The organism is Paraburkholderia phenoliruptrix, assembly GCF_047325075.1.
Taxonomy (GTDB): domain Bacteria; phylum Pseudomonadota; class Gammaproteobacteria; order Burkholderiales; family Burkholderiaceae; genus Paraburkholderia; species Paraburkholderia phenoliruptrix.
In genome coordinates this window covers 1,637,019-1,661,515 of the sequence record NZ_CP168530.1, presented here as the reverse complement: position 1 = coordinate 1,661,515, position 24,497 = coordinate 1,637,019, and the positions used below count along the sequence as shown (strand labels likewise).

The 24,497-nt window shown below is 65.4% G+C and carries 18 protein-coding genes; 8 read left to right on the top strand and 10 right to left on the bottom strand.

Going from position 1 to position 24,497, the window contains the following annotated elements; genetic code table 11:
* Nucleotides 1–5 precede the first annotated feature (5 nt).
* The 3 genes from ACEN8U_RS07360 to cobJ are packed head-to-tail and all read left to right on the top strand — an operon-like array spanning nucleotide 6 to nucleotide 3,198.
* Nucleotides 6–632 (top strand): precorrin-8X methylmutase, encoded by a 627-nt coding sequence (locus tag ACEN8U_RS07360; RefSeq protein WP_310107657.1) that lies wholly within the window; start codon nucleotides 6–8, stop codon nucleotides 630–632.
* Nucleotides 629–1,372, top strand: a complete 744-nt coding sequence (locus ACEN8U_RS07355) for a precorrin-2 C(20)-methyltransferase (protein WP_310107655.1) — start codon at nucleotides 629–631, stop codon at nucleotides 1,370–1,372. The genes ACEN8U_RS07360 and ACEN8U_RS07355 overlap by 4 nt, the downstream gene beginning before the upstream one ends.
* Nucleotides 1,369–3,198: a precorrin-3B C(17)-methyltransferase gene (gene cobJ / locus ACEN8U_RS07350; RefSeq protein ID WP_310108069.1), complete on the top strand. Its 1,830-nt coding sequence runs from the start codon at nucleotides 1,369–1,371 to the stop codon at nucleotides 3,196–3,198. Before ACEN8U_RS07355 ends, cobJ begins: the two co-directional genes overlap by 4 nt.
* Before the next feature lie 44 nt (nucleotides 3,199–3,242).
* Here cobJ and ACEN8U_RS07345 read toward each other — a convergent pair whose 3' ends face one another.
* On the bottom strand, nucleotides 3,243–5,867 hold the full coding sequence (locus tag ACEN8U_RS07345; RefSeq protein WP_310107654.1) for an AAA family ATPase: 2,625 nt from the start codon (nucleotides 5,865–5,867) through the stop codon (nucleotides 3,243–3,245).
* Entirely contained in the window at nucleotides 5,864–7,006 is a 1,143-nt protein-coding gene (locus ACEN8U_RS07340; RefSeq protein ID WP_310107653.1) for a DNA repair exonuclease, read from the bottom strand. Before ACEN8U_RS07340 ends, ACEN8U_RS07345 begins: the two co-directional genes overlap by 4 nt.
* A gap of 252 nt (nucleotides 7,007–7,258) precedes the next feature.
* Here ACEN8U_RS07340 and ACEN8U_RS07335 point away from each other — a divergent pair, with 252 nt between their 5' ends.
* The 4 genes from ACEN8U_RS07335 to ACEN8U_RS07320 all read left to right on the top strand — a co-directional run bounded on the left by ACEN8U_RS07335 (nucleotide 7,259) and on the right by ACEN8U_RS07320 (nucleotide 12,815).
* On the top strand, nucleotides 7,259–8,539 hold the full coding sequence (locus tag ACEN8U_RS07335; protein WP_310107651.1) for a DUF445 domain-containing protein: 1,281 nt from the start codon (nucleotides 7,259–7,261) through the stop codon (nucleotides 8,537–8,539).
* A 155-nt stretch (nucleotides 8,540–8,694) separates the two neighbouring features.
* Nucleotides 8,695–10,653: an AI-2E family transporter gene (locus ACEN8U_RS07330; RefSeq protein ID WP_310107649.1), complete on the top strand. Its 1,959-nt coding sequence runs from the start codon at nucleotides 8,695–8,697 to the stop codon at nucleotides 10,651–10,653.
* A 195-nt stretch (nucleotides 10,654–10,848) separates the two neighbouring features.
* Nucleotides 10,849–12,621 carry an FAD-dependent oxidoreductase gene (locus ACEN8U_RS07325; RefSeq protein WP_310107647.1) on the top strand — a complete coding sequence of 591 codons (1,773 nt, stop codon included), beginning with the start codon at nucleotides 10,849–10,851 and terminating at the stop codon, nucleotides 12,619–12,621.
* Entirely contained in the window at nucleotides 12,618–12,815 is a 198-nt protein-coding gene (locus ACEN8U_RS07320) for a hypothetical protein (RefSeq protein ID WP_310107645.1), read from the top strand. Before ACEN8U_RS07325 ends, ACEN8U_RS07320 begins: the two co-directional genes overlap by 4 nt.
* Nucleotides 12,816–12,896: 81 nt before the next feature.
* Here the strand turns inward: ACEN8U_RS07320 and ACEN8U_RS07315 are convergent, their stop codons facing one another.
* The 3 genes from ACEN8U_RS07315 to ACEN8U_RS07305 form a co-directional block, all read right to left on the bottom strand.
* Complete coding sequence (locus tag ACEN8U_RS07315; RefSeq protein ID WP_310107644.1) at nucleotides 12,897–13,871, bottom strand: 2-dehydropantoate 2-reductase; 975 nt, start codon at nucleotides 13,869–13,871, stop codon at nucleotides 12,897–12,899.
* Nucleotides 13,872–13,875: 4 nt separating this feature from the next.
* On the bottom strand, nucleotides 13,876–14,667 hold the full coding sequence (locus ACEN8U_RS07310) for a class II aldolase/adducin family protein (protein ID WP_310107642.1): 792 nt from the start codon (nucleotides 14,665–14,667) through the stop codon (nucleotides 13,876–13,878).
* A 96-nt stretch (nucleotides 14,668–14,763) separates the two neighbouring features.
* Nucleotides 14,764–15,963, bottom strand: a complete 1,200-nt coding sequence (locus tag ACEN8U_RS07305) for an amino acid aminotransferase (protein WP_310107639.1) — start codon at nucleotides 15,961–15,963, stop codon at nucleotides 14,764–14,766.
* A 201-nt stretch (nucleotides 15,964–16,164) separates the two neighbouring features.
* Between ACEN8U_RS07305 and ACEN8U_RS07300 the strand changes: the two genes are divergently transcribed.
* Complete coding sequence (locus tag ACEN8U_RS07300) at nucleotides 16,165–17,106, top strand: LysR family transcriptional regulator (protein ID WP_310107637.1); 942 nt, start codon at nucleotides 16,165–16,167, stop codon at nucleotides 17,104–17,106.
* Nucleotides 17,107–17,146: 40 nt separating this feature from the next.
* Here ACEN8U_RS07300 and ACEN8U_RS07295 read toward each other — a convergent pair whose 3' ends face one another.
* The 5 genes from ACEN8U_RS07295 to ACEN8U_RS07275 all read right to left on the bottom strand — a co-directional run bounded on the left by ACEN8U_RS07295 (nucleotide 17,147) and on the right by ACEN8U_RS07275 (nucleotide 24,382).
* Entirely contained in the window at nucleotides 17,147–17,956 is an 810-nt protein-coding gene (locus tag ACEN8U_RS07295; protein WP_310107635.1) for a helix-turn-helix transcriptional regulator, read from the bottom strand.
* Between the two features lie 133 nt (nucleotides 17,957–18,089).
* Complete coding sequence (locus tag ACEN8U_RS07290) at nucleotides 18,090–19,214, bottom strand: hybrid sensor histidine kinase/response regulator (RefSeq protein ID WP_310107633.1); 1,125 nt, start codon at nucleotides 19,212–19,214, stop codon at nucleotides 18,090–18,092.
* A 9-nt stretch (nucleotides 19,215–19,223) separates the two neighbouring features.
* Nucleotides 19,224–19,853 carry a chemotaxis protein CheB gene (locus ACEN8U_RS07285; RefSeq protein ID WP_310107631.1) on the bottom strand — a complete coding sequence of 210 codons (630 nt, stop codon included), beginning with the start codon at nucleotides 19,851–19,853 and terminating at the stop codon, nucleotides 19,224–19,226.
* A 7-nt stretch (nucleotides 19,854–19,860) separates the two neighbouring features.
* A complete protein-coding gene (locus tag ACEN8U_RS07280; RefSeq protein ID WP_310107629.1) occupies nucleotides 19,861–20,706 on the bottom strand; it encodes a CheR family methyltransferase in 846 nt (281 codons plus the stop codon).
* Between the two features lie 82 nt (nucleotides 20,707–20,788).
* Complete coding sequence (locus ACEN8U_RS07275) at nucleotides 20,789–24,382, bottom strand: response regulator (protein ID WP_310107627.1); 3,594 nt, start codon at nucleotides 24,380–24,382, stop codon at nucleotides 20,789–20,791.
* Nucleotides 24,383–24,497: the final 115 nt, after the last annotated feature.

Below are 24,497 nucleotides of genomic sequence, written 5' to 3'. Positions count from 1 at the left end.
CACCGATGCTTGATTACATTCGCGACGGTCAGGAGATCTATCGCCAATCCTTTGCGACGATCCGCGCCGAAGCCGATCTGTCGCGCCTCCCCGCCGACCTCGAGAAGCTGGCGGTGCGCGTGATCCACGCGTGCGGAATGGTCGACGTGATCGACGATCTCGCGTTCTCGCCCGACGCAGGCACAGCGGGCCGCACGGCGCTCGCGCAAGGCGCGCCGATTCTCTGCGATGCCGGCATGGTCGCGCAAGGCATCACGCGCGCGCGGCTGCCGGCGAACAACGAGGTGATCTGCACACTCGCGCACGAGCAGGTGCCCGCGCTCGCGCGCGCGCTCGGCAATACGCGCTCGGCCGCGGCGCTCGAATTGTGGCGTCCGCGCCTCGCGGGCAGCGTCGTCGTGATCGGCAATGCGCCGACCGCGCTCTTTCATCTGCTCGACATGCTCGATGCCGGCGCGCCGAAGCCTGCGCTGATTCTCGGCTTTCCGGTGGGATTCGTCGGCGCGGCGGAATCCAAAGCCATGCTCGCGGAAAACAGCCGCGGCGTGCCGTATGTGGTCGTGCACGGTCGTCGCGGCGGCAGCGCAATGGCCGCCGCCGCCGTCAACGCCCTCGCGACGGAGGTCGAATGACGGCCGCGCAGCCACCCAGAGGACGTCTTTTCGGACTCGGCGTCGGGCCGGGCGATCCTGAACTCATCACGGTAAAGGCGCTGCGTCTGCTGAAAGCCGCGCCGGTGGTCGCGTACTTCGTCGCGAAAGGCAAGAAGGGCAACGCGTTCAGCATTATCGAGGCGCATCTGCACGACGCGCAGCAGCACCTGCCGCTCGTCTACCCCGTCACAACGGAGGCGCTCCCGCCGCCGCTCTCGTATGAGGCGATCATCGCCGACTTCTACGATACGGCGGCGCAGATTGTCGGCGCTCATCTGGATGCAGGCCGCGACGTGGCCGTGATCTGCGAAGGCGACCCGTTTTTCTACGGCTCGTATATGTATCTGCACGACCGGCTCGCGGCGCGCTACGAGAGCGAGGTCGTGCCCGGCGTGTGCTCGATGCTCGGCGGCGCCGCCGTGCTGGGCGCGCCGCTCGTCTATCGCAACCAGAGCCTGTCGGTACTCTCGGGCGTGCTGCCGGAAGAGGAACTGCGGCGCCGTCTCGCGGACGCCGACGCCGCCGTCGTCATGAAGCTCGGCCGCAATTTCGACAAGGTGCGGCGCGTGCTCGGCGAACTCGGCCTCGCGCAGCGCGCGTTATACGTCGAGCGCGCGACGATGGGCAATCAGCGCATCGTGCCGCTCGCCGAAGTCGATCCGATGGCGTCGCCGTACTTTTCGCTGCTGGTGGTGCCGGGGGAAAAATGGCAAGGATGATGCCGCCCGCCATCGTCATTCTGGGCGCGGGCGCACTCGCTGCCGCGCGCAACATTCAGGCGCTGTATCCGGACTCGCGGGTGCACGCGCTGCAAGGTCGCGTGGAAGCCGACGTCGCCTACAGCGAGCTGGGCGCGCACCTGCGCGACCTGTACGCGTGCGGCACGCCGATCGTCGCGTTGTGCGCGGCCGGCATTGTGATTCGCTGCGTCGCGCCGCTGCTGTCGAACAAGGGCGCCGAGCCGCCGGTGCTGGCTGTTGCCGAAGACGGCAGCGCGGTCGTGCCTCTGCTCGGCGGCCTTGCCGGCGTCAACGTGATGGCGCGCGAGATCGCCGCCGCGCTTTGCGTATCGCCTGCCATTACGACGAGCGGAGAACTCCGCTTCGGCACCTGCGTGCTGAATCCGCCGGAGGGTTACACACTCGCCGATCTCGGCCAGGGCAAGCGCTTCGTGTCGGATCTGCTCGCGGGCGAAAGCACGCGAGTGGAAGGCGAGGCACCGTGGCTCGACGACGCGCAACTGCCGCGCTCGGCCTCGGCGCGACTGGCGATTCGCGTGACGCCGCGTGCGTGGGACGGACGCGTGGATGAGCTCGTGATTCATCCGCGCAGCGTGGTGGCTGCGGTGACGCTGGGCGATCTGCGGGAAAGCGCTGGGGCTCGCGTGATGAGCCAATTGCCGGCACAGGCTGGGGCGGCTGTCGGCAAAGGCGCGAACGCACATGCACGCGCTGAAGAAGCGGACATCGAAGCCGCCGCGAGCATCGAGGCGCGCGTTCGCGCTTGCCTCGACGCGCACGGCCTCGCGGTGCTTTCGCTCGCGGCCTTGCTGGCATCGACGGAAGACATGACGAACGCGGCGCTCGCCCAGGCCGCCGCGCGGCTGAACGTGCCGCTGCGATTCGCACCCATGCCTGCCGACGACAACGACAACGGCGCTTCACCGGCGCATCTGTTGCAGACCGCGTTGCGCGTGCCTTACGAAACGCTGCATGACGATCGCGATGAAGCCGTCGCGCTCGCACTGGCGCCGCTCGCCATCGACCCCGGCACCATAGGCCGCGCGCGCGGGCGCCTGACGGTGATCGGCCTCGGCCCCGGCAGCGCCGAGCTGATGGTGCCCGCCGCGCGCAAGGCGCTCGACGAAGCCACCGACATTCTCGGCTACGACACCTACGTGAAAATGGCCGGCCCGCTGCGCGCCGACCAGCGCGTGCACGGCACCGACAACCGCGAGGAAATGCAGCGGGCGCACCACGCGTTCGAACTCGCGAGCGCGGGACGCTCGGTGGTGATGGTGTCCTCCGGCGATCCCGGCGTATTCGCAATGGCGGCCGCCGTGCTGGAAGCGCTCGACACGTCCGGGAACAGCGCCTGGGCGGCAGTGGAACTGCGCATCGTGCCCGGCGTCTCGGCGGCCATGGCGACGGCGGCGCAGGCCGGCGCGCCGCTCGGCCACGACTTCTGCATGCTGTCGCTGTCGGACAATCTGAAGCCGTGGAGCATCATCGAAACGCGTTTGCGGCATGCCGCGCAAGCCGACCTCGTGATGGCGTTCTACAACCCGGTTTCGCGCGCGCGGCCCTGGCAACTCGACAAGGCGCTCGACATCGTGCGCGAGTACCGCGCGGCGAATACGCCGGTCGTACTCGGTCGCGACATCGGCAGACCCGGCGGCACACTGCGCACGGTGACGCTCGGCGAGCTGCGCTCCGCCGATGTCGACATGCGCACCATGGTGATCGTAGGCTCGTCGACCACGCGGCAGTTCACCCAAGGCGCGCAGTGGGTGCAATGGGTGTATACGCCGCGCTGGTATCGATGAGCGCGGCGTAATACACGCGGCGGGCGCTGCGGACGCATCGAGGTTCAGGCCGCGGCCCGGATATCGTCGATGGCGCGCTGTCTCACGCCCAGGTCGTCCCATAGTTCCGGATGACACGTGAACACGAGTATCTGATGCCGCGCAGCCGCGTCGATCAAGGCGCGCTTGATCGCGTCGCGCCGGCCGGCGTCGGTGTGCACGGCAGCGTCGTCGAGCATCAGCAGCGTGGGCCGGCCCGACGCCTTCAGCAGATCCGCGTACGCGAGCCGCGTGAGAATGCCGAGCTGCTCGCGCGTGCCGAAGCTCAACGCGTCGAGCGTATCGGCGCGGCCATAGCGGTCGAGCGTCGCCGGGCTTAGATCGTCGCCTAGCGCGATGGTGGATTGCGGAAAAATTCGCTTCAGATAATGGCCGAGGCGCTCGGTCAACGGCGCACGCAATTGCGCGACCGCAGCATCGCGTTCGGCGACGAGCACCTCGTCGAGCAGGCTCAACGCACCCGCCCGCAAGCTCAGTTCCTCCTTGCGGCGCGTAGCCTGCTCGATCTTCGCGTCGAGCGCGGCGAGCCGCTCGCCGAGCCCCGACGCGCCCACGGTCTCGAGCTGGCTGCGCAAATGCGCAATGCGCACCTGCCGCTCGTGCTGCTCGGCACGCGCCAGTTCCGCCGAGGCGCGATAGCGCTTCGCCTCCGCCGCCGGATCGTCCAGACGCGCGGCTTCCAGTTCGCGCTCGCGCCCTTCACGCTGCTTCGCGAGCGCCTCGACCTGTACGCGCTGTTCGACGATCTTCGCCTGCCATTGCGCGCGACGGCTGCGAAACGCCGCGTCGCTCAACTGCGCTTCCTTGCGCTGCAGCTGAAGCGCGAGCGATTCGGCTGTCGCCATGCCGGTGGAGCGCTTTTCCGCGGCGTCGTTCAACAGCGTGCGGGCACTGTCCAACGTAGCGCGCGCGAGGTCGGCATTACGCCGGGCTTCGTCGAGCGGCAGCGCGGCGGACACGTCGGGCAAGCCGGCCAGGCGTTCGTTGGCCGCCTGCAGGCGCGCGCTCGCCGAGGCGGACGCGGCGCGCAGCGCGTCGATACCTTGTGGCGCATGCGCCTCCAGCACCTTCGCGTGGCTTTTCTGCTGCGCGATGAGCGCCTTCCACTGTTCGCGCCGGTGTTCCGCTTCAGCGAGCGAGGCCACGCCAAGTGCCTGCAACGACTGCGCGTGCTGGGCTTCGAGCGCGGCGAGTTCGGACAGTCGCGCGGGCAAATCTGACACGCCCGGAATCACGCGCAATTCGCCGAGTTCGCCAAGTCCGATGCGCTTCTCCTCATCCAGACGCAACACGCCCTCGCCGCTCACCGGCGCATCGCCCACGGTGATCGCGCCGTTCAGCCGATATTCGATGCGCGTCATCGCCGCTTCCGTGCGCGCGCGCAGCACGGTCAACGACGCGTCGAGCGCGGCGAGCCGCGCCAGCTTCGCCTCGTCGATTTCCAGCGCGGCCGCCGCGCGGGTCGCTTCGACAAGCGCTTGATGCGCTTCGCCCGCGGCGCCGATTGCCGCTTCGAGCCGTTCGACTTCCGCACGATGCAGACCGGTCTGGCTGCGCAGATCCGCGGCGCTCACGGCGGCATTCGCCAGTTCCAGCGCGCGGTTGGCATCGGTCGAGGCCTGCTCCAGTTGCGCGACGCGGCTCGCCGCTTGAGCGTATTCGGTCTCGGCCGCAGACACCCTGGCGCGCGCCGCATCGAGTTGCTGACGCTCGCGCGCGACGGCCGTCTCCAGTTCCGCGGCGTTCTGCTCGTGCTGCAACGAAAGCGCCAGCTCCGCCTCGCTCACTTTCAACGCCTGCACAAGCCCCTGCACGCTGCGTTCCAGTTCGGCCGCTGCATCGGCACGCTGTTGCGCCAGCACGGCCTTCTGCTCGTGAAGTTCCCAGGGCCGCTTGCGTTGCGCGTCGTCGAAAGCTTCCTGCTGTGCGGCGAGACGCGCAATGTTGTCCTCGAACTGCTCGCGCTGCCGCGCGAGGTCGTCGCGCTCGGCGCTCAACGCGGCCAGCGCCGCTTCCGCTTCGGCGAGCGGTCCGGTGGACTTCTGCGTGCGCGCGGTCAGCAGTTGCCGCAACTCGCGCTGCACGACGGCGATCAACGCGTCTTCGCCCGCCGCTTCACGGCTGCCCGACAGCTGCGACAGCGCATCGCGCAGATACTGCGCCGCGTGCCCAGTGGAATCGCGCATGTCCTGGGTGCCGCCCTGCTGTACCCACAAGAGGCCCGGCACGCCGGCGTTTTCGGCCTTCAGCGGCCCGCGCGCGGCGCGCGAAAAACCGAGCAATGCCGCGAGCTTGTCTTCCGCTTCGTCCTCGCCGAAGACGCTCTGGCCGATCTTCAATTCACAGCGCTGGCGCGTGACAAACTGCTTCGACAGGCGGCAGGCCACGCCGTCGAGATCGAAGCTCACTTCAATCGAAGGCTGGCCGGTCGCCTTGCCCCACGGCAGCAGATCTTTCAGATGCGAAGCCTTATAGCGTTCGAGGAACACCGCGCGCACGGCCTCGGCAATCGTGCTCTTGCCCGCTTCGTTCGGCCCGACGAAAAGATTGAGCCCGGGCTGCAGGTCGTCGATAAATAGCCGCCCGGTGAACTGCTTGAATTCCTGTATCGCGATGCTTTGAAGCTTCATGCGGACCTCGCCTCACGCGGCAATTCACGTTGAAAACGCGCCAGCAGCAATAACGCCTCGGCCGCGCGCCTGACTTGCTGCGGATCGGATTGCGGGTCCTCCTGCATGCCGCGCAGACGCGCGACCACTTTCGCCAGATAGCCGCTTTGCGCGCCGAGCTCGGCGAGATCTTCGGTGGTGGGCAGCACCCGCAGTCCGCTCAGGTCGACGCGCAAGGCGCGCACGCGCGCGCGGGCTTCCTCGACGGCGACGTGGAGCGCTTCTGCATCGGCCAACGCGGCGGTGCCGCTTGCCGTGATGCGCAGCACGTCGCGGCTGCCCAACGTGGCGAGCCGCGCCTTCAGTGCGTCGACGTCGGTCGGCACGGCGATCGTTTCGTCCCAGCGGTGCCATTGATACTGCCCGATCCGCACCGGCTCCACGACCGGCTGCGCGCCGGGCTCGCTCACGCTGACTTCGAGCATGAAGCCCGGATCGTTCGCGCGAAAGCGGTCCTGCTCGTGCGTGCCGGCATACCAGGTGCGATCGTCGACGCGCAGATGGCCATGCCAGTCGCCGAGCGCCAGGTAGTCGAGACGCGCGCTGGCCGCGCGGGTCGGCGCAATCGGATTGGACGAGTCGATGCCTTCCTGCAGAATGCCGCTCACGCTGCCATGCGCGAGCCCGACGCGGTGATAGCCCGGCGGCGTCTCAGCGGTATCGAAGAAACCGGTGGTGTCGTCGTAAGTGATGCGCTGCGTGAGCGGCGCGCACAACAGCGCACAGCGGCACGCGTCGAGCAGGACGACGCCCGGCTCGAGCACCACGCGCACGTTCGGCGGCACGCAATTCAGGCGCTGCGCGCGAGTCCATACGCTTTCGACGAGCGCCGCGTCGTGATTGCCGGGCAGCATGATCCACGGACCCGCGAACGCCTGCAGCGCGGCGAAGAGGCGCCGGATCACCGTGTCGGAGACCGTTTGCAGATCGAATACGTCGCCGGCCACGAGCACGGCGTCGACGTTGCGCGCGGTGGCTTGTTCGGCGATGCGGCGCACGGTGTCGAAGCGCGCCTGCGCGAGATGCGCCGCCTCGTCCGGCTCGAACTGGCCGAACTGCGTGCCGATCTGCCAGTCCGCGGTGTGCAGAAACCTGATCACTGTGCCTCCATTGCATTGAATTGCTTGCCGCATGACGTGCGCCGGAAAGACCGGCAATCGCCGCGGCGGCTCAACCGTGCATGTTACCGCGCCGACGCGGCAAAGCGAGCCGTCACCGCCTGCGCATCACGCGAAACGCGGATCCGCGGCGCGATGTAGCGCAGCGCACGGCTATGCGCGGGCGTGCCCCGCCTGCACAGCCCGCGGCACACGGCGCTAAACTCGCGTTTCCAGACCCGGGCTCTCTCGCCGATGAACAAAGCACTCGAACTGAGGAAAGCCAAACGCACGCCGTTGCTGCTGCTCGCGCTCGCGGCCTGCGTTTTCGTCGCGACCGCGCTGATGCCGCGCGGCGTGTGGATCGACGGTATCAAGGCGGTGGCCGAGGCCGCGATGGTCGGCGCGCTCGCCGACTGGTTCGCCGTCGCCGCGCTCTTCAGACGCGTGCCGATTCCACTCGTGTCCGCGCATACGGCGATCATTCCGCGCAACAAGCACAAGATCGCCGACAACCTCGCCGTCTTCGTGCAGGACAAGTTTCTCGACGTGCCGTCGCTCGTCGGTCTGATCCGGAAGCACGATCCGGCGCAAAGCATCACGCGCTGGCTGGCCGAGCCGGCCTACAGCGCGCGCCTCGGCGATTACGTCGTGAAGCTGACGAGCGGCATGCTGGACCTGACCGACGACGCGCGCATCCAGGTGTTCATCAAGGACGCGCTGCGGGACGTGCTCGGCAAGGTCGATCTTTCGCAGTCGATGGGCTCGATTCTCGACACGCTCACAAAAGACGGCCGCCACCAGGAACTGCTCGACGCCGGCATCGACCAGGTGCTCACGCTGCTGCGGCAGGCCGAGGCGCGCGCGTTTATCGCGGAACGTATCGTCGATTGGGTGAGGAGCGAGTATCCGAAGATGGAGAAGATTCTGCCGTCGGCATGGCTCGGCGAAAAAGGCGCCGACGCGATTGCGAGCGCGGTGAACCGGATGCTGGAACAGATCAGCGAGAATCCGACGCATCAGTTGCGTCAGACATTCGACGACGCCGCGCACAAGCTCATCGTCAAGCTCAAGAGCGATCCAGCATTCCTGCAAAAAGGCGAGGAACTCAAGCGCTATCTGGTGGAAGGCGAAGCGCTCGCCGCCTATGTGAAGGACATGTGGGGCGAACTGCGCGCGTGGCTCAAACGCGATCTGCACAGCAGCGACTCGGCGCTGCATGCGCGAGTCGTCGCGGCCGGTCAATGGGTGAGCCGCGAGCTGGCCAACGATCCGGCGCTGCGCCAGTCGCTCAACGACCACCTCGAAGAGGCCGCGCGTGCGATGGCGCCCGAATTCGCGCGATTTCTCACGCGGCATATCAGCGATACCGTGAAGAACTGGAACGCCGAGGAGATGTCGCGGCAGATCGAATTGAACATTGGCCGGGATCTGCAATATATCCGCATCAACGGAACGGTGGTGGGCGGTTTTATCGGCTTGCTGCTTTATGTGAGCTCGCAACTGTTCGAATTGCTGCGGCTGCACCTGAGTTGAGCGCCTCATCTCGCAGCAGGCTTCACAAAACGCCTACAATCCGGGCATAGGGTTTGCTCCGTCGCTTGGGTCCCATCGGGCCCCATGGCCCACGCCGCCGCGTTCGTCGCGCGCGGGACCCAAGCGACCGCGCCGCTCAATCGGACAGTGTGCTCATGAAAATATCATTACCGCCGCATGGGCGGCCAAACCGCGTTTATCCGCCGGGCACGCCGGGCCTGCATGGCCTCGCCTCGGTGATCACCGGCGTCGTGGTGGTGTCGGCGCTTTACTTCGGACGCGCGGTGCTGATTCCCATCACGCTCTCCGTGCTGCTCAGCTTTCTGCTCGCGCCGCTCGTGCAGACTTTGCGGCGCCTGCACATGGGCCAGTTGCCGTCCATTTTCATCGCCGTGCTGTTCGCGCTCGCCGCGCTGCTTGCGATCGGCGCGCTGATCGGCGCGCAGCTCGTGCAGCTGGCGAGCGACCTGCCGCAATATCAGTTTGCGATCGAACAGAAGATCGAAACCGTGCAGGAGAAAACCATCGGCCGCGCCGATTCGCTGATGAGCCGTGCGGCGGCCACGCTGCAACGCGTCGCGCCCTCGAAACCTCCGCCGCCGCGTCCCACCGGCCGTGCGGCGCGCAATGCGCCCGCGGTGCCCACGCCGGTGGAAGTCCACGAGCCGTCGCCCACGCCGCTGCAGCTCGCGCGGCGGGCGTTGTCGCCGGCCATTGCGCCGATCGAAACGACGTTTATCGTGCTGGTGGTCACGATCTTCATCCTGCTGCAAAGGGAGGACTTGCGCGACCGCCTGATCAGTCTTTTCGGCTCGCGCGACCTGCATCGCACGACGACCGCGATCAACGACGCGGCCGTGCGGCTGAGCCGCTATTTCGTCGCGCAACTCGGCGTGAATCTGAGCGCGGGCGGCGTGATCGCCATCGGGCTCGCGATTATCGGCGTGCCGGGCGCGCTGCTCTTCGGCGTGATCGCGGCGCTGCTGCGCTTCGTCCCGTACATCGGTATCTGGATCGCGGCGATTCTCGCGTTCATCCTCGCCGCCGCGATCCAGCCGCAATGGACGATGGCGGTGTACACGCTGATTCTGTTCATCGTCGTGGATGTGGTGGCCGGGCAGATTGCCGAGCCGCTGCTGTACGGGCACCGCTCCGGGCTGTCGCCGCTCGCCGTCGTGGTGGCGGCCATCTTCTGGAGCTGGCTGTGGGGGCCGATCGGCCTCGTGCTGTCGACGCCGCTGACGCTGTGCGTGGTGACGCTCGGGCGTTACGCCGACCGCCTCAACTTCCTCACGGTGCTGCTCGGCGACCAGCCGGCGCTCACGCCCGCTCAGAACTTCTATCAGCGGCTGCTGGCGGACGATCCGCATGAGGCCATCGTGCAGGCGGAGCGCCTGCTGCGCGAGATGTCGCTGATCGACTACTACGACAAAGTCGCGCTCGAAGGGCTCAAGCTCGCGCGCAACGACGCCATGCGCGGCGTGCTGATGCCCGAGCAACTGGCGCGGGTGAATGAAGCGCTGGTGGACATCGTCGAGAACCTGGAAATCGCCGAGGGCCTGCCGGACCGCCTCGTACGTCCCGAACCGGGCGACGCGCTTGCGCTGCACGCTGCTTCCACGGCGGATCTGTCGGAGCAGCACGGCACTTCCGCGCGCGCTCATTCGCCGGCGCAAACCGACGGCGAGAAGACGGCGGTGCTCTGCGTGCCCGGGCGCGGCGCATTCGACGAGGTCACGACTGCCATTGCGGTGCAATTGCTTGGGCGCCTCGGCTTCGCCCCGATCATGGCGACGCACTCCGGCTACCGCAGCGCTCGCGCCGACGAACCGAGCTACAGGAATGCGTCCATTATCTGCATCGTCACGCTCGACGCGCCGGACTCGCCGCCGTATCTGCGCAATATGCTGCGACGCACGCGCGAATGGCGGCAGAGAGCGACGGTTGTGGTCGGCGTGGGCGGCACCGCGGAAAACGGGCACGACACGGCACCGCATGCGACGGCCGCTTCTCACTCCGCGCCGACTTTCCGGGCGATGATCGAGGAATGCCAGGTGGCTGCGTCGGCGTTGCATGCGCGCCAGCACTCGCCTGTCACAGGCGGCGGCGAGTAGCCGGTGCGCCGGCTGCGTGCTTCGCATCCGAGCCAAACCTTTGAATCGATCGCCATGCGCCTGTACCCAAATTGAGGACAGGCGCGAGTCGACGCTCCTTCATACTTCGCTCATCGCTATTCAATTCGCCTGCCTGTCGAAAGAAAAACTACGCCGCGGCGGGCGCGAGTTGCAGCGAAGATCGAGGAGACGCGCATGCCCCCCAGCTTCAAACCCTATCCGTTCACGCCGCGCCATTACGAAGGCGTAGTGCCGCCGCTCGTCGACGGGCGCGATCCCGTGCGACGGCCCGTGGCGATTGTCGGCGGCGGCCCGGTCGGCATGACGCTCGCGCTGGCGCTCGCCCGGCAAGGCGTGCGCTCGGTGCTGATCGAAGCCGACGACAGCGTCTGCACGGGCAGCCGCGCCATCTGCATCTCGCGGCGCAGTCTGGAAATTCTCAAGCGCCTCGGCGCCGTGCAAGGCTTTCTCGACAAAGGCCTGCCGTGGACCGGCGGGCGCAGCTTCTATCGGGACACCGAAGTATTCCGCTTTTCGATGCATCAGGACGACGAGCAATCCCTTCCGCCGATGATCAACATCGCGCAGTACCAGATCGAGCAGTTCCTGCTGGACGAACTGGAGCGGCATGCGGAGCTGATCGAGATTCGCTGGCAAACGCGCGTTACCGGCATCGAACAGTCCGCCGCCTCCAACGCGGGGGGCGGTGCAACACTCGATCTGCAGACCGGCGACACTGCATGGCACATGGAAGCCGACTGGGTCGTCGCGTGCGACGGCGGGCGCAGCACGATACGCGAGGCGCTCGGCCTGAAGCTCACCGGCACGACATATGAAGGCCGCTATGTGATCGTCGATATCGAACTCGACAGCGATCGCGCGACCGAGCGGCTCGCCTATTTCGATCCGCCGTCGAACCCGGGCTCGACGGTTCTCGTCCACAGGCAGCCCGACAACGTATGGCGGATCGACTACCAGCTACGCGACGACGAAGACCCGCAGACCGCCGTCGAACCGGAGAACGTCATGCCGCGCGTGCAGAGCGTGCTGGATTCGATCGGCGAAACGGGGGCATGGTCGCCGATCTGGATCACCGTCTACAAGGCCAACGCGCTGACGCTCGAGCGTTATCGCCACGGCGCGGTGCTATTCGCGGGCGATGCCGCGCATCTCGTGCCGATCTTCGGCGTGCGCGGCGCCAACTCGGGGATCGACGACGCCGACAATCTCGGCTGGAAACTGGGCTGTGTGGTGAACGATATCGCGTCGCCCGATCTGCTCGACACTTATAGCGACGAACGCGTGTTCGCCGCGCGCGAAAATCTGAGCTACGGCATGAAGAGCACCGAATTCATGGCGCCGCCCACTTTTGCATTCGAGCTGATGAGAAGCGCCGTGCTGGGACTCGCCGAACATCACCCTGGCGTGCGGCCGCTGATCAATCCGAGGCAAACGCATCCCATTGCATATGCGGACTCGCCGCTCAATCGTGTTGCGGCTAAGCCAACCGGAAGCTCGACTGCGCCCGACGCAGTCGACCCTTTCACCAGAGGCCCCGCGCCGGGCAGCGTCCTGCCTGAATGCCGGCTCGAGCGCCTGTGCGATGGCAGCGAGGAGGCCATTCACCTCACCGATCTGATTGCGCCCTGCTTCACCGCGCTGCGCTTTGGCGTGGATGCCTCGCAAGACACGGCATGGCAGCGGATGTGGGACGACCTCGCCAGCCGCGCGATTCCGTTCAGAGTGGTCACCGTGGTTGCAACTCGCACCGAGGCGCGTGCAGACAGCGCCATCGCGATCGATCACACCGGTCGCCTGCATGAGGCGCTCGGTGCCACTCGCGGCACCGTCTATCTGATCCGCCCCGATGGTCATGTGCTCGCGCGCTGGCGTAAGGGCAGCGCGGCGGCGGTGCAGCGCGCGCTGACAGCGACATTGACGATGCAACACACGGAGACTCTGTCATGACCGATAGCGATCTCGACCGCGTTTATACCGCGCTATGCCAAACCCTCACCACCGAAGGCGAAGCGCAGGCGCCCCTCTATCTGGCTCGCCTCGCGCTGCTCTTCATCACCGAACTCGACGATGCGCAACGGGCGTTGTCTTTGATCGAAGCAGCACGCTTGCCCGCGTCTGTGGCGCCTCCAATCGCGGCGTAGTCGTCACGAAGCTTTGATAAAGGCAAAAAAGCCGTCGCGCACCACGCGCGGCGGCTTTCGGTTGTCATGCAAACACCGCGTTCAATACAAACCCAGCGTACTCGCATGCAGACGCGCGAGCCCGAGCAGCGCATCCGTATAAGGCGTTTTCACACCGGTCAACTGCCCGAGTTCGCGGACGGCGCTCACAAGCGCATCCAGTTCCACCGCCTTGCCCGCCTGCACGTCTTGCAGCATCGACGTTTTCATCGCGCCGAGTTTGAGCGTGACGGCGTGGCGGTCCTCCGGGTCCTGATCGATCGGAATGCCGAAACGCGCGCCGATTTCCTTCGCCTCGAGCATGATGCTCGTGACGAAGCCGCGCGCCAGTTCATCGCCGAGAATGCGGTCGGTGGTGGCGCCGGTGATGGCGCTGATGGGGTTCATCGTCATATTGCCCCACAGCTTGTACCAGACGTCGCGCTGGATCTGCTCCGACATCGACGCATTGAAACCCGCCGCAATCAGCATGTCGGTCAGCGCCTTTACGCGTTCGCTCGCCTGTCCTGCAGCTTCGCCGATGATCAGTCCATTGCCCTGGTGATGCCGGATCACGCCAGGCGCCTCGACGAGGCAGCTCGCATGCACCACGCAGCCCACTGTCTGCGCAGAGGGAATGGCGGCGGCAATGGCGCCGTCCGGGTCGATGGACTTGAGCCGCGTGCCCGCAAAATCGCCGCGCAGACCGTCGCAGAACCACCACGGCACACCGTTCATGGCGGTCAGCACCGTGGTTTGCGCGCCGAGCAGCGGTGCGATGTGCGCGGCCACCGAGGCCATCGCCGGGCCCTTGACCGCGACCACCACGAGATCCTGCGTGCCGAGTTCCGCCGGATTCTCCGCGGCCCGGACATTCACCGCGTGCGTGGTGCCGCCTTCGATCAGCCGCAAGCCCTGCTCACGCAAGGCGGCAAGAGTCGCGCCGCGCGCCACCACGCCGACCTCGTGGCCCGCCTGCGCGAGCCTCACGCCGATCCATCCGCCGATGGCGCCCGCACCGTAAATCGCTGCTTTCATGGATTCATTCCTTGTAACTCGCGTCGATGCGCTCGACTCGCCTCACGAGTGCATCGAACACGTCCTGTCCCGCGCCGTGACGCGGATCGAATTGCAGCGCGTCGCGCGAGCAGCGCATGGCCACCTCTTCAGGAACCGGCCGCGCCTTACCCATTGAAAACGTCGCCATCTGGATTTCGCACGCGCGATTGAGCGTCCACAGAACCGCGAACGTCTGCGGCAGCGTGCGTCCCCATGCCAGCAGTCCATGATTGCGCAGAATCACCGCCTGCCTGTCGCCGATATGTTCGACGAGCCGCGGCCCTTCCTCCGCATGCACGGTGATGCCCTCGAAGTCGTGATACGCAATGCGCTCGTGCAATTGCGCGCTGTAGAAGTTGGTTTGCTGCAGCCCTTCTTCGAGACACGCGACCGCGACGCCCGCCGTGGTATGCGTGTGCATCACGCAATGCGCACCCGGCACGCCTTCATGAATCGCCGCATGCACGACGAAACCGGCCGGATTCACGGGATAGCGCGAGCCGTCGAGCACGCGCCCCTGTGCGTCGATCTTCACCAGGTTGCTCGCCGTGACCTCGGTGTAGTGCAAGCCGAACGGATTGATGAGGAACTGCCGCTCGCCGCCGCTCACGCTCTCCGGCACGCGTAGCGTGATGTGGTTGTAGATCATCTCGGTCCAGCCGAGCATGTCGAAGATGCGGTAGCAGGCGGCCAGTTGAACGCGGGTCTGCCATTCGTCGGGATGCATGTCGGTTTTGTTCGGCACACTCGCCGGTGGCATATCAAGTGTCGTCATCGACGTCTCCATGGTGATCTGTTGGCTGTGCCCGCTTTGCCGCCGTGCCTGCGCTGACACTGCGCCGGCGCGTCCGCCGGCCAGTGTCTCGCCGCGCTATGCGCCCGACACGACCGCCGCAATCGACGACGCGACGTAGTCCGCGTTGCGCGCATTCAGGCCCGCCACGCACATACGCCCGGAGCGCAACACGTACACCGCATGTTCGCTGCGCAAGCGCTCGACTTGCTTCCCGGTCAGCCCCGTATAGGTAAACATGCCGCGCTGCGCAACGTAACGCGCGCGCATCACTTCATCGACACGGCCCGCGAGTCCCGCGTGAATCGTGCCGCGCATCGCGAGAATGCGCTCGCGCATGGTGGCCAGTTCCGCCTCCCACGACGCGCGCAACGACGCATCGGACAGCACGTTGGCCACAAGGCGCGCGCCATGCGTGGGCGGATTGCTGTAGTTCGCGCGCACCGTGGACATCAACTGGCCCAGCACCCGGCCCGCTTCATCCGCGTTCTTGCAGACCACGCTCAGCGCGCCCACGCGCTCGCCGTACAGCGAGAAATTCTTCGAAAACGAATTGGCTGCCATGAGCGGTATATCCGCGGCGGCCAGCATGCGCACGCAAGCGGCGTCTTCCTCGAGGCCCGCGCCGAAGCCCTGGTAAGCCATATCGACAAACGCGATCAGCTTGCGACGCTGTAATACCGGCATGAGCTCCGCCCATTGCGCGGCGCTCAGATCGACGCCGGTCGGGTTGTGGCAGCACGCATGCAGGAGCACGATGCTGCGCTCGGGCAACCGGCCGATCGTGTCGATCATATCGGCGAAACGCAGGCCGCCCGTCGCTTCGTCGTAATACGGATAGGTGTTGACCGTTAGACCCGCGCCTTCGAACACGACGCGATGATTTTCCCAGCTGGGGTCGCTGATCCAGATTTGCGAAGCGGGAAAATAGCGCCGCAGAAAATCGGCGCCGACCTTCAGTGCGCCCGAGCCTCCAATGGTTTGCAATGTCGCGATGCGCCCCGCCGCGCGCGCCTCGCTGTTTGCGCCGAACACGAGCGCCTGGGCGGTGTCGCGATAGAGCGGCAGGCCCGCCATCGGCAGATAGGAGCGCGGACCGATGGCATCGAGCAATGCGGTTTCGGCGCGGCGCACGGCGTCCATGACCGGCAGCTTGCCCGCGTCGTCGAAATAGATGCCGATGCTCAGATTGACTTTGTTCGGGCGCGGATCGAGCTGGAAGTCTTCGTTCAGGCTGAGAATCGGGTCGCCGGGATAGGCGGGAATATGTTCGAACATGGCATTTCCTTGATTGGAGCCCTGCGGTAGCGCTGGTTTTTGCGCAGACATTGCGCTCACGTGGCGTTCGCAGCCGGGCGAGACCGAAAGTCTAAGCGCCTTTCTGTGCTTCCGTCGATTGGGGCAAGTGTCGATGAACGCGCGGCAATCGACAATCAACGGATTTTTCACGATTCGTAAGTTTTTCTTTAGAATCGCACCATGGCACTTACTCGCGTCACCATTCGTCAATTCGAGGCGTTTCTCGCCATTGTCGACCTGCAGAGCATCGGCGCGGCTGCCGGGCGGCTCGGGCTCACCTCGTCGGCGGTGAGCCAGTTGCTCGCCGAGCTCGAAGCGGAGCTCGGCTTTCGCCTGTTCGACAGGACCACGCGGCGCGTGAATCTGTCGAGCGCGGGGCAGGATTTCCTCGCCTCGGCGGAATCGGTGCTGCGCCACGTGCGCGCCGCCGCCCAATCCGCCGACGATATCCGCAATCGCGCGGCCGGCATTGTGCGGATCGGCGCCCCGCTCGTGCTCGCATCCACCGCCCTGCCCGCCGCGATCGCGGACTATGCGCGCGACAAGCCCAAGGTGGTCGTGCGCATTTGCGATACGGTGGTGGAGCAGCTGGTCGAGCGCGTGGAAAGCGCGGACGTCGATCTCGCGATCGGCCCGGACCGGCCAAGCGGTGCGCGCGTGAGCCGTGACACCGCGTTCGCGAGCCCGTGGGTCATGTGGTGTGCGCCGTCGCATGCGCTCGGCGCGCGCAGGCGCGTGCAGTGGCAGCAGTTGCGGGATGTCCCTATCGTCGCGACGGGGCGCGATCACGAACGCGCGGTCGACCAGATGCTCGCGGATTTGCCCGTTGAGGCGCGCATCGTTCCGGCGGACGTGGTGGACAACGTGACCACGGCGTTCGGCATCGCTGCGCGCGGGCTCGCCGTCACGCTCGCGCCGGCTTATGTGGCGCCGCTCGCGCGCACCTTCGGCCTCGTGATGAAGCGGATTGTCGAGCCGGAAACCATCCGCGAAGTCTGTCTGTATCGCTCGACGGAACGCGCGTTATCGCCGCCCGCTGCCGGTTTCGCGGATTTCCTGCTGCCCTGGCTCAGACGCTGGGATCGCGAAACGCAGGCCGATACGCGGGTAAAACGCGCCTGATAGTCCATTCAAGGCGCGGCCAAACGGCGAGTGGCGAGTATCAGCTTCGTGGCGGCGCCACGCACAGCGCAAACAGTTGCCGCTGACTTGAAATGCCGAGCCGCGCGTAAGCGCGCTTCTGATAGGTGACGACACTCGCAGGCTTTACGCCCATCCGTTCGCCGATTTCAACTGCGGTAGCGCCTTCGAACGTGCCGCGCAGCACGTCGAGTTCGCGCGGCGTGAGCGCGGGGCACATTCGTCTCACGCGCGCGAGCATGGTCGCGGCGGGGCTTTCATGGTGCTGACCATGAAGTGCGTAATGCGCTTTTGCCGCGTGCGCGAAGAGATGCGCAAGACTTTCGACTCGCTCCATCTCGCCTGCCTCGAAGACGCCATATGCACGGTCGCGATACAGATTGATGGACAGCCACACGCTGTGAACAGGTTGCACGAGCAACGAGACGCGGTCCGACACATTGGGCTGCTCGTAACAGGCCGTGCGATACGCTTCGTTCTCGATCTCCTCGCTTTGCTGCTGATGCAGCACCAGCGCGCCGCGCGAGCGCGAGCCGTCGATGATCGCCCGGTTGCCGTCGAGCGCATAAAAATGCGCCGCGTAACGATGGGCCACGTCGCGCAGAAAACGGCCGCCGCGGTGATCCGCCGCCGACATGGTGCGCGGGCGCGCGCCGGATTCATACGCGAACACGGTGCACTGCGAGACCGGCATGATGTCGCCGGCCGTTTTGAGCATGCTGGCCGCGAGTGCGTCCGCGTCCTCGTGCGAAATGGACATGACGAGCTCGGCCGCACGCGCGGTGCTGATCTGTTCATTTCGACGAGGCGGGGAAATGCGCCAGGAACGCATGATGGCTTCGGGCTTGCGCGGCGTGTATGAGGTAGCGCCAAGCGTAGCACACCATGCATGCGTTCGTGTGCGCATGGGCGGCAAGGGTATTCACGGCATTTCCGCGGAAAACCCGCCTACTTTTCCGCCGCCATTATTTGCCGGAAAACGAGCCGCGTTCCAGCGTCACCATCCGCGGCAGCTCGATGGTGAACACCGTTCCGTCGCTTTCGTCGGACTTCACGTCGACACGTCCGCCGTGCATACGCGCGATTTCGTGCACGATATGCAGGCCTAAGCCGAGCCCTTCGCGCGAACGGGAGCCGCCGTTATTCGGCCCGAATGCCTTGAAGAGATGCGGGACAACCTCAGGCGGAATCACGCCGCGGTTGGCCACCGTGAGGCGCACGGAATCCTCCGCCTCGCCGTCGACGTGCACGCTCACATCGCCGGCCGCGCCGTGGTGCAGCGCATTGCTCACAAGATTCGACACCGCCTGCCAGACGAGATCGGTATCCCACGCGCCCGCTGTATTGCCGCGGCTCGCGAACACGATGCGCTTGCCGTTCTCGCGCGAAGCGAATTCGTCGATCACGGAACGGCATAGCGTCGCGAGTTCGATCGACCGGGGCTGCAGCGGCAGGCGTCCGCCTTGCAGACGCGCGAGATTGAGCAGTTGATCGACCATCCGCGCCATGCGCAGCGAACTGTTTTTCACGCGCGCCGCGACGGCTGCGGACTGCTGATCAGCGGCGGTGCGCATCAGGTATTCCGCGGAGGCGAGGACCGCACCGAGCGGCGTGCGCAGATCGTGACTCAGCACCGCCATCAGCATCTCGTTGGCTTCGAGCATCTGACGCGTGGTAACGAGCTGTGCGGCGAGCTGGCGCTTCTGCTGTTCGAGTTGAACGAAGACATCCACCTTCGATTGCAGAATGCGCGGATCGAACGGCTTGTAGAGAAAGTCCACCGCCCCGGCTTCATAGCCGCGAAACGTGCGCGACGCATCCTGCGCGGTGGCGGTCAAAAAAATGATCGGCACATGCGAGGTTCGCGGACTGCCGCGCATTAACGCCGCCAGTTCGAAACCGTTCATGCCCGGCATATTGACGTCGAGAATCGCGAGCGCCACCTCGTGCTTGAGCAGCAGATCGAGCGCGGCTGTGCCCGAATCGGCCACCAGCACGGCAACGTCGGGGCGCGTCAACAAGGCCTTGAGCGCGGTGATGTTGTGAGCGATGTCGTCGACGATAAGAATGTTCACGGGTGGATTCGACATGGCATCGGATCAAAGAGAGGCCGGCCATGCTGCGAGCCGCCGGGCCATGGTTTCGGGAGAATAGATGTAATCGGCCGCGCCGCGCTCGATCGCGGTGCGCGGCATGTCGGGCGAGGTCGCGGTGCCGGGATCCTGCACCCACGTGAGCCCGCCCCACGCGCGCACATGCTGCAAACCTTGCGCGCCGTCGTCGTTTGCGCCGGACAGCAGGAGCGCGAGCAGCTGCTCGCGATACACCGCTGCCGCGGACTCGAACAAGACGTCGATGGAAGGCCTCGAGAAGCGCACGGCGGGATCCGTTGAAAGCGCAACCGTTTTGTCCACCTCGACCAGCATGTGATAGCCAGGCGGCGCGACATGCACGCGGCCCGGCATGATCTCGTCGCCGGCGTCCGGCTCAATCACCGGCAACACGCACCGGTGGGCCAGCGCGTGCACGAGATAGCTGGGCGGGTCGGGCGGCAGATGCATGACGATCATCACGGCCGGTGCAAAACTCGCCGGCAACGCGGCCAGCAGCAGATGGATCACCTCCATGCCGCCCGCCGAGCCCCCGATCACGACGAGTTCGCACGCGCGCGCGCGATGCGCGCCCCGCTGGGCGTCGACGTCAGGCCGAATGCTTGGGCACGGGTTCACGTTGGTCTCAGCGCTTCTGGTAAATACGTTCGCCCGGACGGAATTCGTCGAAGGCATCGTAATGACGGGAAAACCGCAGGGTCTCCTTGCTGCCGAGTCCGAGAAAACCGCGCCGTACCAGCGCGTTTTCGAACAGACCCAGCGCGCGGTCCTGCAAACCGCGATCGAAATAGATCAGCACGTTGCGGCACGATACGAGGTGCGCTTCGAGAAACACTTCGTCGGTGGAGAGACTGTGGTCGGCGAACACGACACGGCCTTTGAGCGAGCCCGCAAAACGCGCGCCGCTATAGGCCGCGTGATAGTAGTCCGACAGCGAGCGCGTACCGCCGGCCGCGAGGTAATTCTGAGTAAAGCCCTGAATGCGGTCCAGCGCATAAATGCCGGCTTCGGCGCGCGCGAGCGCGTCGGGGTTGATGTCGGTCGCATAGAACAGCGTGCGCTCGGTCAGACCTTCTTCGTCGAAAAGAATTTTTAGCGACCACAGCTCTTCGCCGGTGCTGCAGCCTGCGACCCACACCTTGATCGACGGATAGGTGCGCAGACGCGGCAAGACGTGCTCGCGCAGTGCGAGAAAATAGGCAGGATCGCGAAACATGTCGCTGACCTGCACGGTGAGGTACTGAAACAGCCGCGAAAACTGATCTCCGTCGCGCAGGATACGGTCCTGCAATTGCGACAGTGTGCCGAGGCCGAACTCATCGAGTGCCTGCGCGAGGCGGCGGCGCAGCGACGACATCGCATAGTGGCGGAAATCGTGCTGATATTTGAGGTAGATAGCCTCCAGCAGCAATTTCAACTCGATGTCGAAATCGCTCATGCGTTGCCGTGCGTCCAACTCGGATTGGCTCATTGCGATCTCCGTCTTGCCGGCTCGCACCCGTGCGTTGGATTCGTGGCGTTTATCGTCGCCGTTCATGGCTGCGGTTCCACCTCTAACGTTGGCGCAACCAGACACGGCACAGCGCGACCAGCTTGTCCACGTCGATCGGCTTCGAGACATAATCGTCCGCGCCTGCTTCGAGGCACCGCAGACGGTCGTTCGCCATGGCCTTCGCCGTCAACGCAATGATCGGCAGATGCGCAAAACGCGGATTGCGCCGAATCTCGCCCATCGCGGTCAAACCGTCCATCTCGGGCATCATGATGTCCATCAGAATCAGGTCCACTTCAGGGCCGTTTTGCAGTGCGTCCAATGCTTCGCGGCCATTGCGCGCGATCTGCAGCGTCGCGCCGAGCGGTTCGATCACATGCGAAAGCGCGAAGATGTTGCGGACGTCGTCTTCGGCGAGCAGGATCGTGCGGCCTTCGAAGGCATTGTCGCGCTGGCGTACCGTGCGCAGCATGCGCTGCTGCTCGGGTGCCAGCGACGACTCCACGCTGTGCAGAAACAGCGTCACCTCGTCGAGCAGACGTTCCGGCGACTTCGCGCCCTTGATAATGATCGACTTCGAATAGCGGCGCAGGCGGTGCTCTTCTTCGTCCGACAGCATGCGCCCCGTGTAGACGATCACCGGCAGTGCCGCATGTTCCGTATTGGCCGCGAGGCGCTCCAGCAAATCGTAGCCGGTGCCGTCGGGCAGCGCGAGGTCGGTCACCACGCAATCGAACGACAGTTTCTCGAGATGCTGCAACGCCTCGGACAACGTTGCGACCGCAACTATCTCGGTGTTGTCGCTTTGCAGCAGCGCGCGGATGCTTTCGCGCATCGGCGCGTCGTCCTCGATCACGAGGACCCGCTTCAGACGCTGTTGCAGGCGCGCTTCGAGGCGGCGGATCGCGGCTTCCATCGTGGAGCGCGCGGTCGGCTTGAGCGTATAGCCGATCGCGCCGAGGTGCAGCGCCTTGTCCGCATGATCCGTCGCGGACACGATGTGAATCGGGATATGGCGTGTGAGCGGATCGTTCTTCAGCCATTCGAGCACGGTAAGTCCCGAACGGTCCGGCAGGCCCACATCGAGCAGCACGGCAGCCGGGCGCATGTCGCGCACGAGCGCGAGCCCGCTTGCCGCGTTGCTCGCATGCACGAAGTCGAAATCCAGTTCATGCACGAGATCGCGCAGAATTTCCGCAAACGCGAGATCGTCTTCCACGGCGATGATGAGACGGCCCGCGCGCGTGCGATTGTCGCGGTCGTCGGCAATGGCCGCGCTGCCGGCTTCAGGTGCGCCGGCTGGTTGAGCGGCGCTGCCCGCGACCGCCAGGCGAGCAGGGGTTGTCGTCATCACGCCGTTAGCGGGCGTGATGACCGCCGGCGCCGCGTCGCCCCACGATGCGCGAGCGAGCAATGCGTTGTCCGTATCGCCGTCCGTGGCTACCGCATGTGCAGACGTCTCATGCGAAACCGCGACCGCATTTTCGCCGCCCGCCGCAAGCGCCGCGCGCGCGTCGAGCGGCAACCATAGCGTGAACACGCTGCCCTTGCCCACCTCGCTCGCCACCGTGATGCGCCCGCCCAGCAAACGCGCGAATTCGCGTGAAATGGAGAGGCCGAGACCGCTGCCGCCGTACTGGCGACTTGTCGATCCGTCGGCCTGCTGGAATGCTTCGAAAATCATTTCCAACTTGTCGGACGCAATGCCGATGCCGGAATCGCGCACGTCGATTCGCAGCATGTCGTCGTCCGCCGGGGCGACCGACAGTGCAACCTCGCCGCGTTCGGTGAACTTAACCGCGTTCGACAGCAGGTTCCGCAGAATTTGCGTGACACGCTGACCGTCGCTGACGATGCTGTCCGGCGCACCCGGCAAACGGTCGAACACGAGGTTCAGGTGCTTCGCGCCCGCCATGGGCCTGAACAGTTCCTCGAGCGATTGCAGCGTCGCGTCGAGCGAGACGGTCTCCAGTTCGACGCTCACCTGCCCCGCCTCGACCTTGGACAGATCGAGGATGTCGTTAATCAGCACCAGCAGGTCGCTATTCGACGCGTGAATGGTTTCCGCATAACGCACCTGCTCTTCGGTCAGATTGCCGGTTCTGTTCTGCTGGAGCAGCTTGGCGAGAATCAGCGAGCTGTTCAACGGCGTACGCAGTTCGTGCGACATGTTCGCGAGAAACTCCGACTTGTAGCGGCTCGATTGCTCGAGACGCTCCGCGTTCGCGGCCAGATCGTCCTGCGCGCGCAGCAGATCGGCCTTTTGCCGCTCGAGCCGATGCGCATATTCCTCGAGCTGCACATTGGTCTGTTCGAGTTCCGCCTGTTGCGCCTGCAGGCGCGTTTGCGATTCGAGCAGCGCGCGTCCGCGTTCCTCCAGGCCTTCGTTGGAGACACGCAGTTCTTCCTGCTGCACCTGCAACTCTTCATTCAACTGCTGCGTCTCGACCAGCGCATCCTGCAAGCGTTCGCGGTAGAGCGCCGCCTCGATGAAGTCGCCCATGCTGTTGCTGACAAGCTCGATGAACTCCGGGTCACGCGGCGCGAGTGTGCGCATGAAACCCAGTTCGAGCACACCATTCACCTCGCCCTCGCTCGCGACCGGCATGATGATCAGGTGCTTCGGCGCGCTGTTGCCCGTTGCGGAAACGACCTGTATGTAGTTCTCCGGCACATCGCGCATCACCACCATGCGGCGCGACGCGGCGGCCTGGCCGACGAGCGTGTCGGCATCCGCGAGATCGCGCGCCGTGGCCTGCTCGCTTTCGCGGCTGAAGCCGTATGTCGCGACGCGGCGCAGCGTGCCGTGCCGCTTGTCGCGCACGTAGAGCGCGCCGACTGCCGCATCCATGTACTGCGCGAGGCAATCCAGCATGGCGCGGCCGACGAGTTGCGGAGTGGTCTGTCCGACCACCCGCTCGGCGAGCATGCGCTGCCCCGAGCGCAACCACACCTGTCTTTCCAGTACTTCCGTCTGTTCCGCCTGCTGACGCAAGGCCTTGTCGTACGCGCCGGCGAGATTGAGCAATTCGCGGCGGCCCATCCATGCCAGCAGACTGTTCACGCTGATGCTAAAGAGCAGGAACACGCTCACCAGGATGACGGTGACGCGCCGCGAGGCTTCTGTGCGTTCCTGACGCAGACGCAATTCGACGGTGAGAAAGTCGTCGAACTGTTTGCGCGTTTCGTCGAATTCCATCTTGCCGCGACCGCTCGCGACGACGCTCGCCACGTCCTGCATTCTGCGGCGCGCGTCGATCATGTCTTCGGCAAAGCGGTTCCAGCGCTCCTGAATGGCAGCAATCTGCTTGAGCTTTTCGAGCTGCATCGGATTGTCCGCGACAAGCCCCTGCAGTTCGTCCATTTGCGCCTTGAAGAGCGGTCCGCCGTTTTCGTATTGGGCGAGAAAACTCTCGTCTCCCGTGAGGAGAAAACCGCGCATCGACGACTCGCGGTCCACTGCAAGACGCAGCATCTGATTGGCCTTGCCGATGACGCGCTCGGAATGCTCGGCAAGACTCGTAGTGGAAACCAGATAGGCAATGAGCCCGACAAACACGCCGATGGTGATCAGGCCGACAAACAAGGGCAACGCGATGTTGCGGCGAATGATGCCGCGAAAGTAGTGTTCGTCGACGGCTTGCGATGCGGTCATTTTTTCTATATTCAGCAAGACGGATCGTCGTGATCCGGAATATTTTTCAGGATTCCCGCGCGGTACGGTGCGTGCTTACGCAAACGCTTAATCATACAGGAGGGGTCCCGTTTTT

Coding starts and splice junctions, on each gene's coding strand:
- ACEN8U_RS07320 (WP_310107645.1), top strand. CDS start 12,618: ATGACCGATAGCGATCTCGACCGCGTTTATACCGCGCTATGCCAAACC.
- ACEN8U_RS07335 (WP_310107651.1), top strand. CDS start 7,259: ATGAACAAAGCACTCGAACTGAGGAAAGCCAAACGCACGCCGTTGCTG.
- ACEN8U_RS07305 (WP_310107639.1), bottom strand. CDS start 15,963: ATGTTCGAACATATTCCCGCCTATCCCGGCGACCCGATTCTCAGCCTG.
- ACEN8U_RS07345 (WP_310107654.1), bottom strand. CDS start 5,867: ATGAAGCTTCAAAGCATCGCGATACAGGAATTCAAGCAGTTCACCGGG.
- ACEN8U_RS07275 (WP_310107627.1), bottom strand. CDS start 24,382: ATGACCGCATCGCAAGCCGTCGACGAACACTACTTTCGCGGCATCATT.
- ACEN8U_RS07310 (WP_310107642.1), bottom strand. CDS start 14,667: ATGACGACACTTGATATGCCACCGGCGAGTGTGCCGAACAAAACCGAC.
- ACEN8U_RS07330 (WP_310107649.1), top strand. CDS start 8,695: ATGAAAATATCATTACCGCCGCATGGGCGGCCAAACCGCGTTTATCCG.
- ACEN8U_RS07280 (WP_310107629.1), bottom strand. CDS start 20,706: ATGAGCCAATCCGAGTTGGACGCACGGCAACGCATGAGCGATTTCGAC.
- ACEN8U_RS07315 (WP_310107644.1), bottom strand. CDS start 13,871: ATGAAAGCAGCGATTTACGGTGCGGGCGCCATCGGCGGATGGATCGGC.
- ACEN8U_RS07295 (WP_310107635.1), bottom strand. CDS start 17,956: ATGCGTTCCTGGCGCATTTCCCCGCCTCGTCGAAATGAACAGATCAGC.
- ACEN8U_RS07300 (WP_310107637.1), top strand. CDS start 16,165: ATGGCACTTACTCGCGTCACCATTCGTCAATTCGAGGCGTTTCTCGCC.
- ACEN8U_RS07290 (WP_310107633.1), bottom strand. CDS start 19,214: ATGTCGAATCCACCCGTGAACATTCTTATCGTCGACGACATCGCTCAC.
- ACEN8U_RS07360 (WP_310107657.1), top strand. CDS start 6: ATGCTTGATTACATTCGCGACGGTCAGGAGATCTATCGCCAATCCTTT.
- ACEN8U_RS07355 (WP_310107655.1), top strand. CDS start 629: ATGACGGCCGCGCAGCCACCCAGAGGACGTCTTTTCGGACTCGGCGTC.
- cobJ (WP_310108069.1), top strand. CDS start 1,369: ATGATGCCGCCCGCCATCGTCATTCTGGGCGCGGGCGCACTCGCTGCC.
- ACEN8U_RS07325 (WP_310107647.1), top strand. CDS start 10,849: ATGCCCCCCAGCTTCAAACCCTATCCGTTCACGCCGCGCCATTACGAA.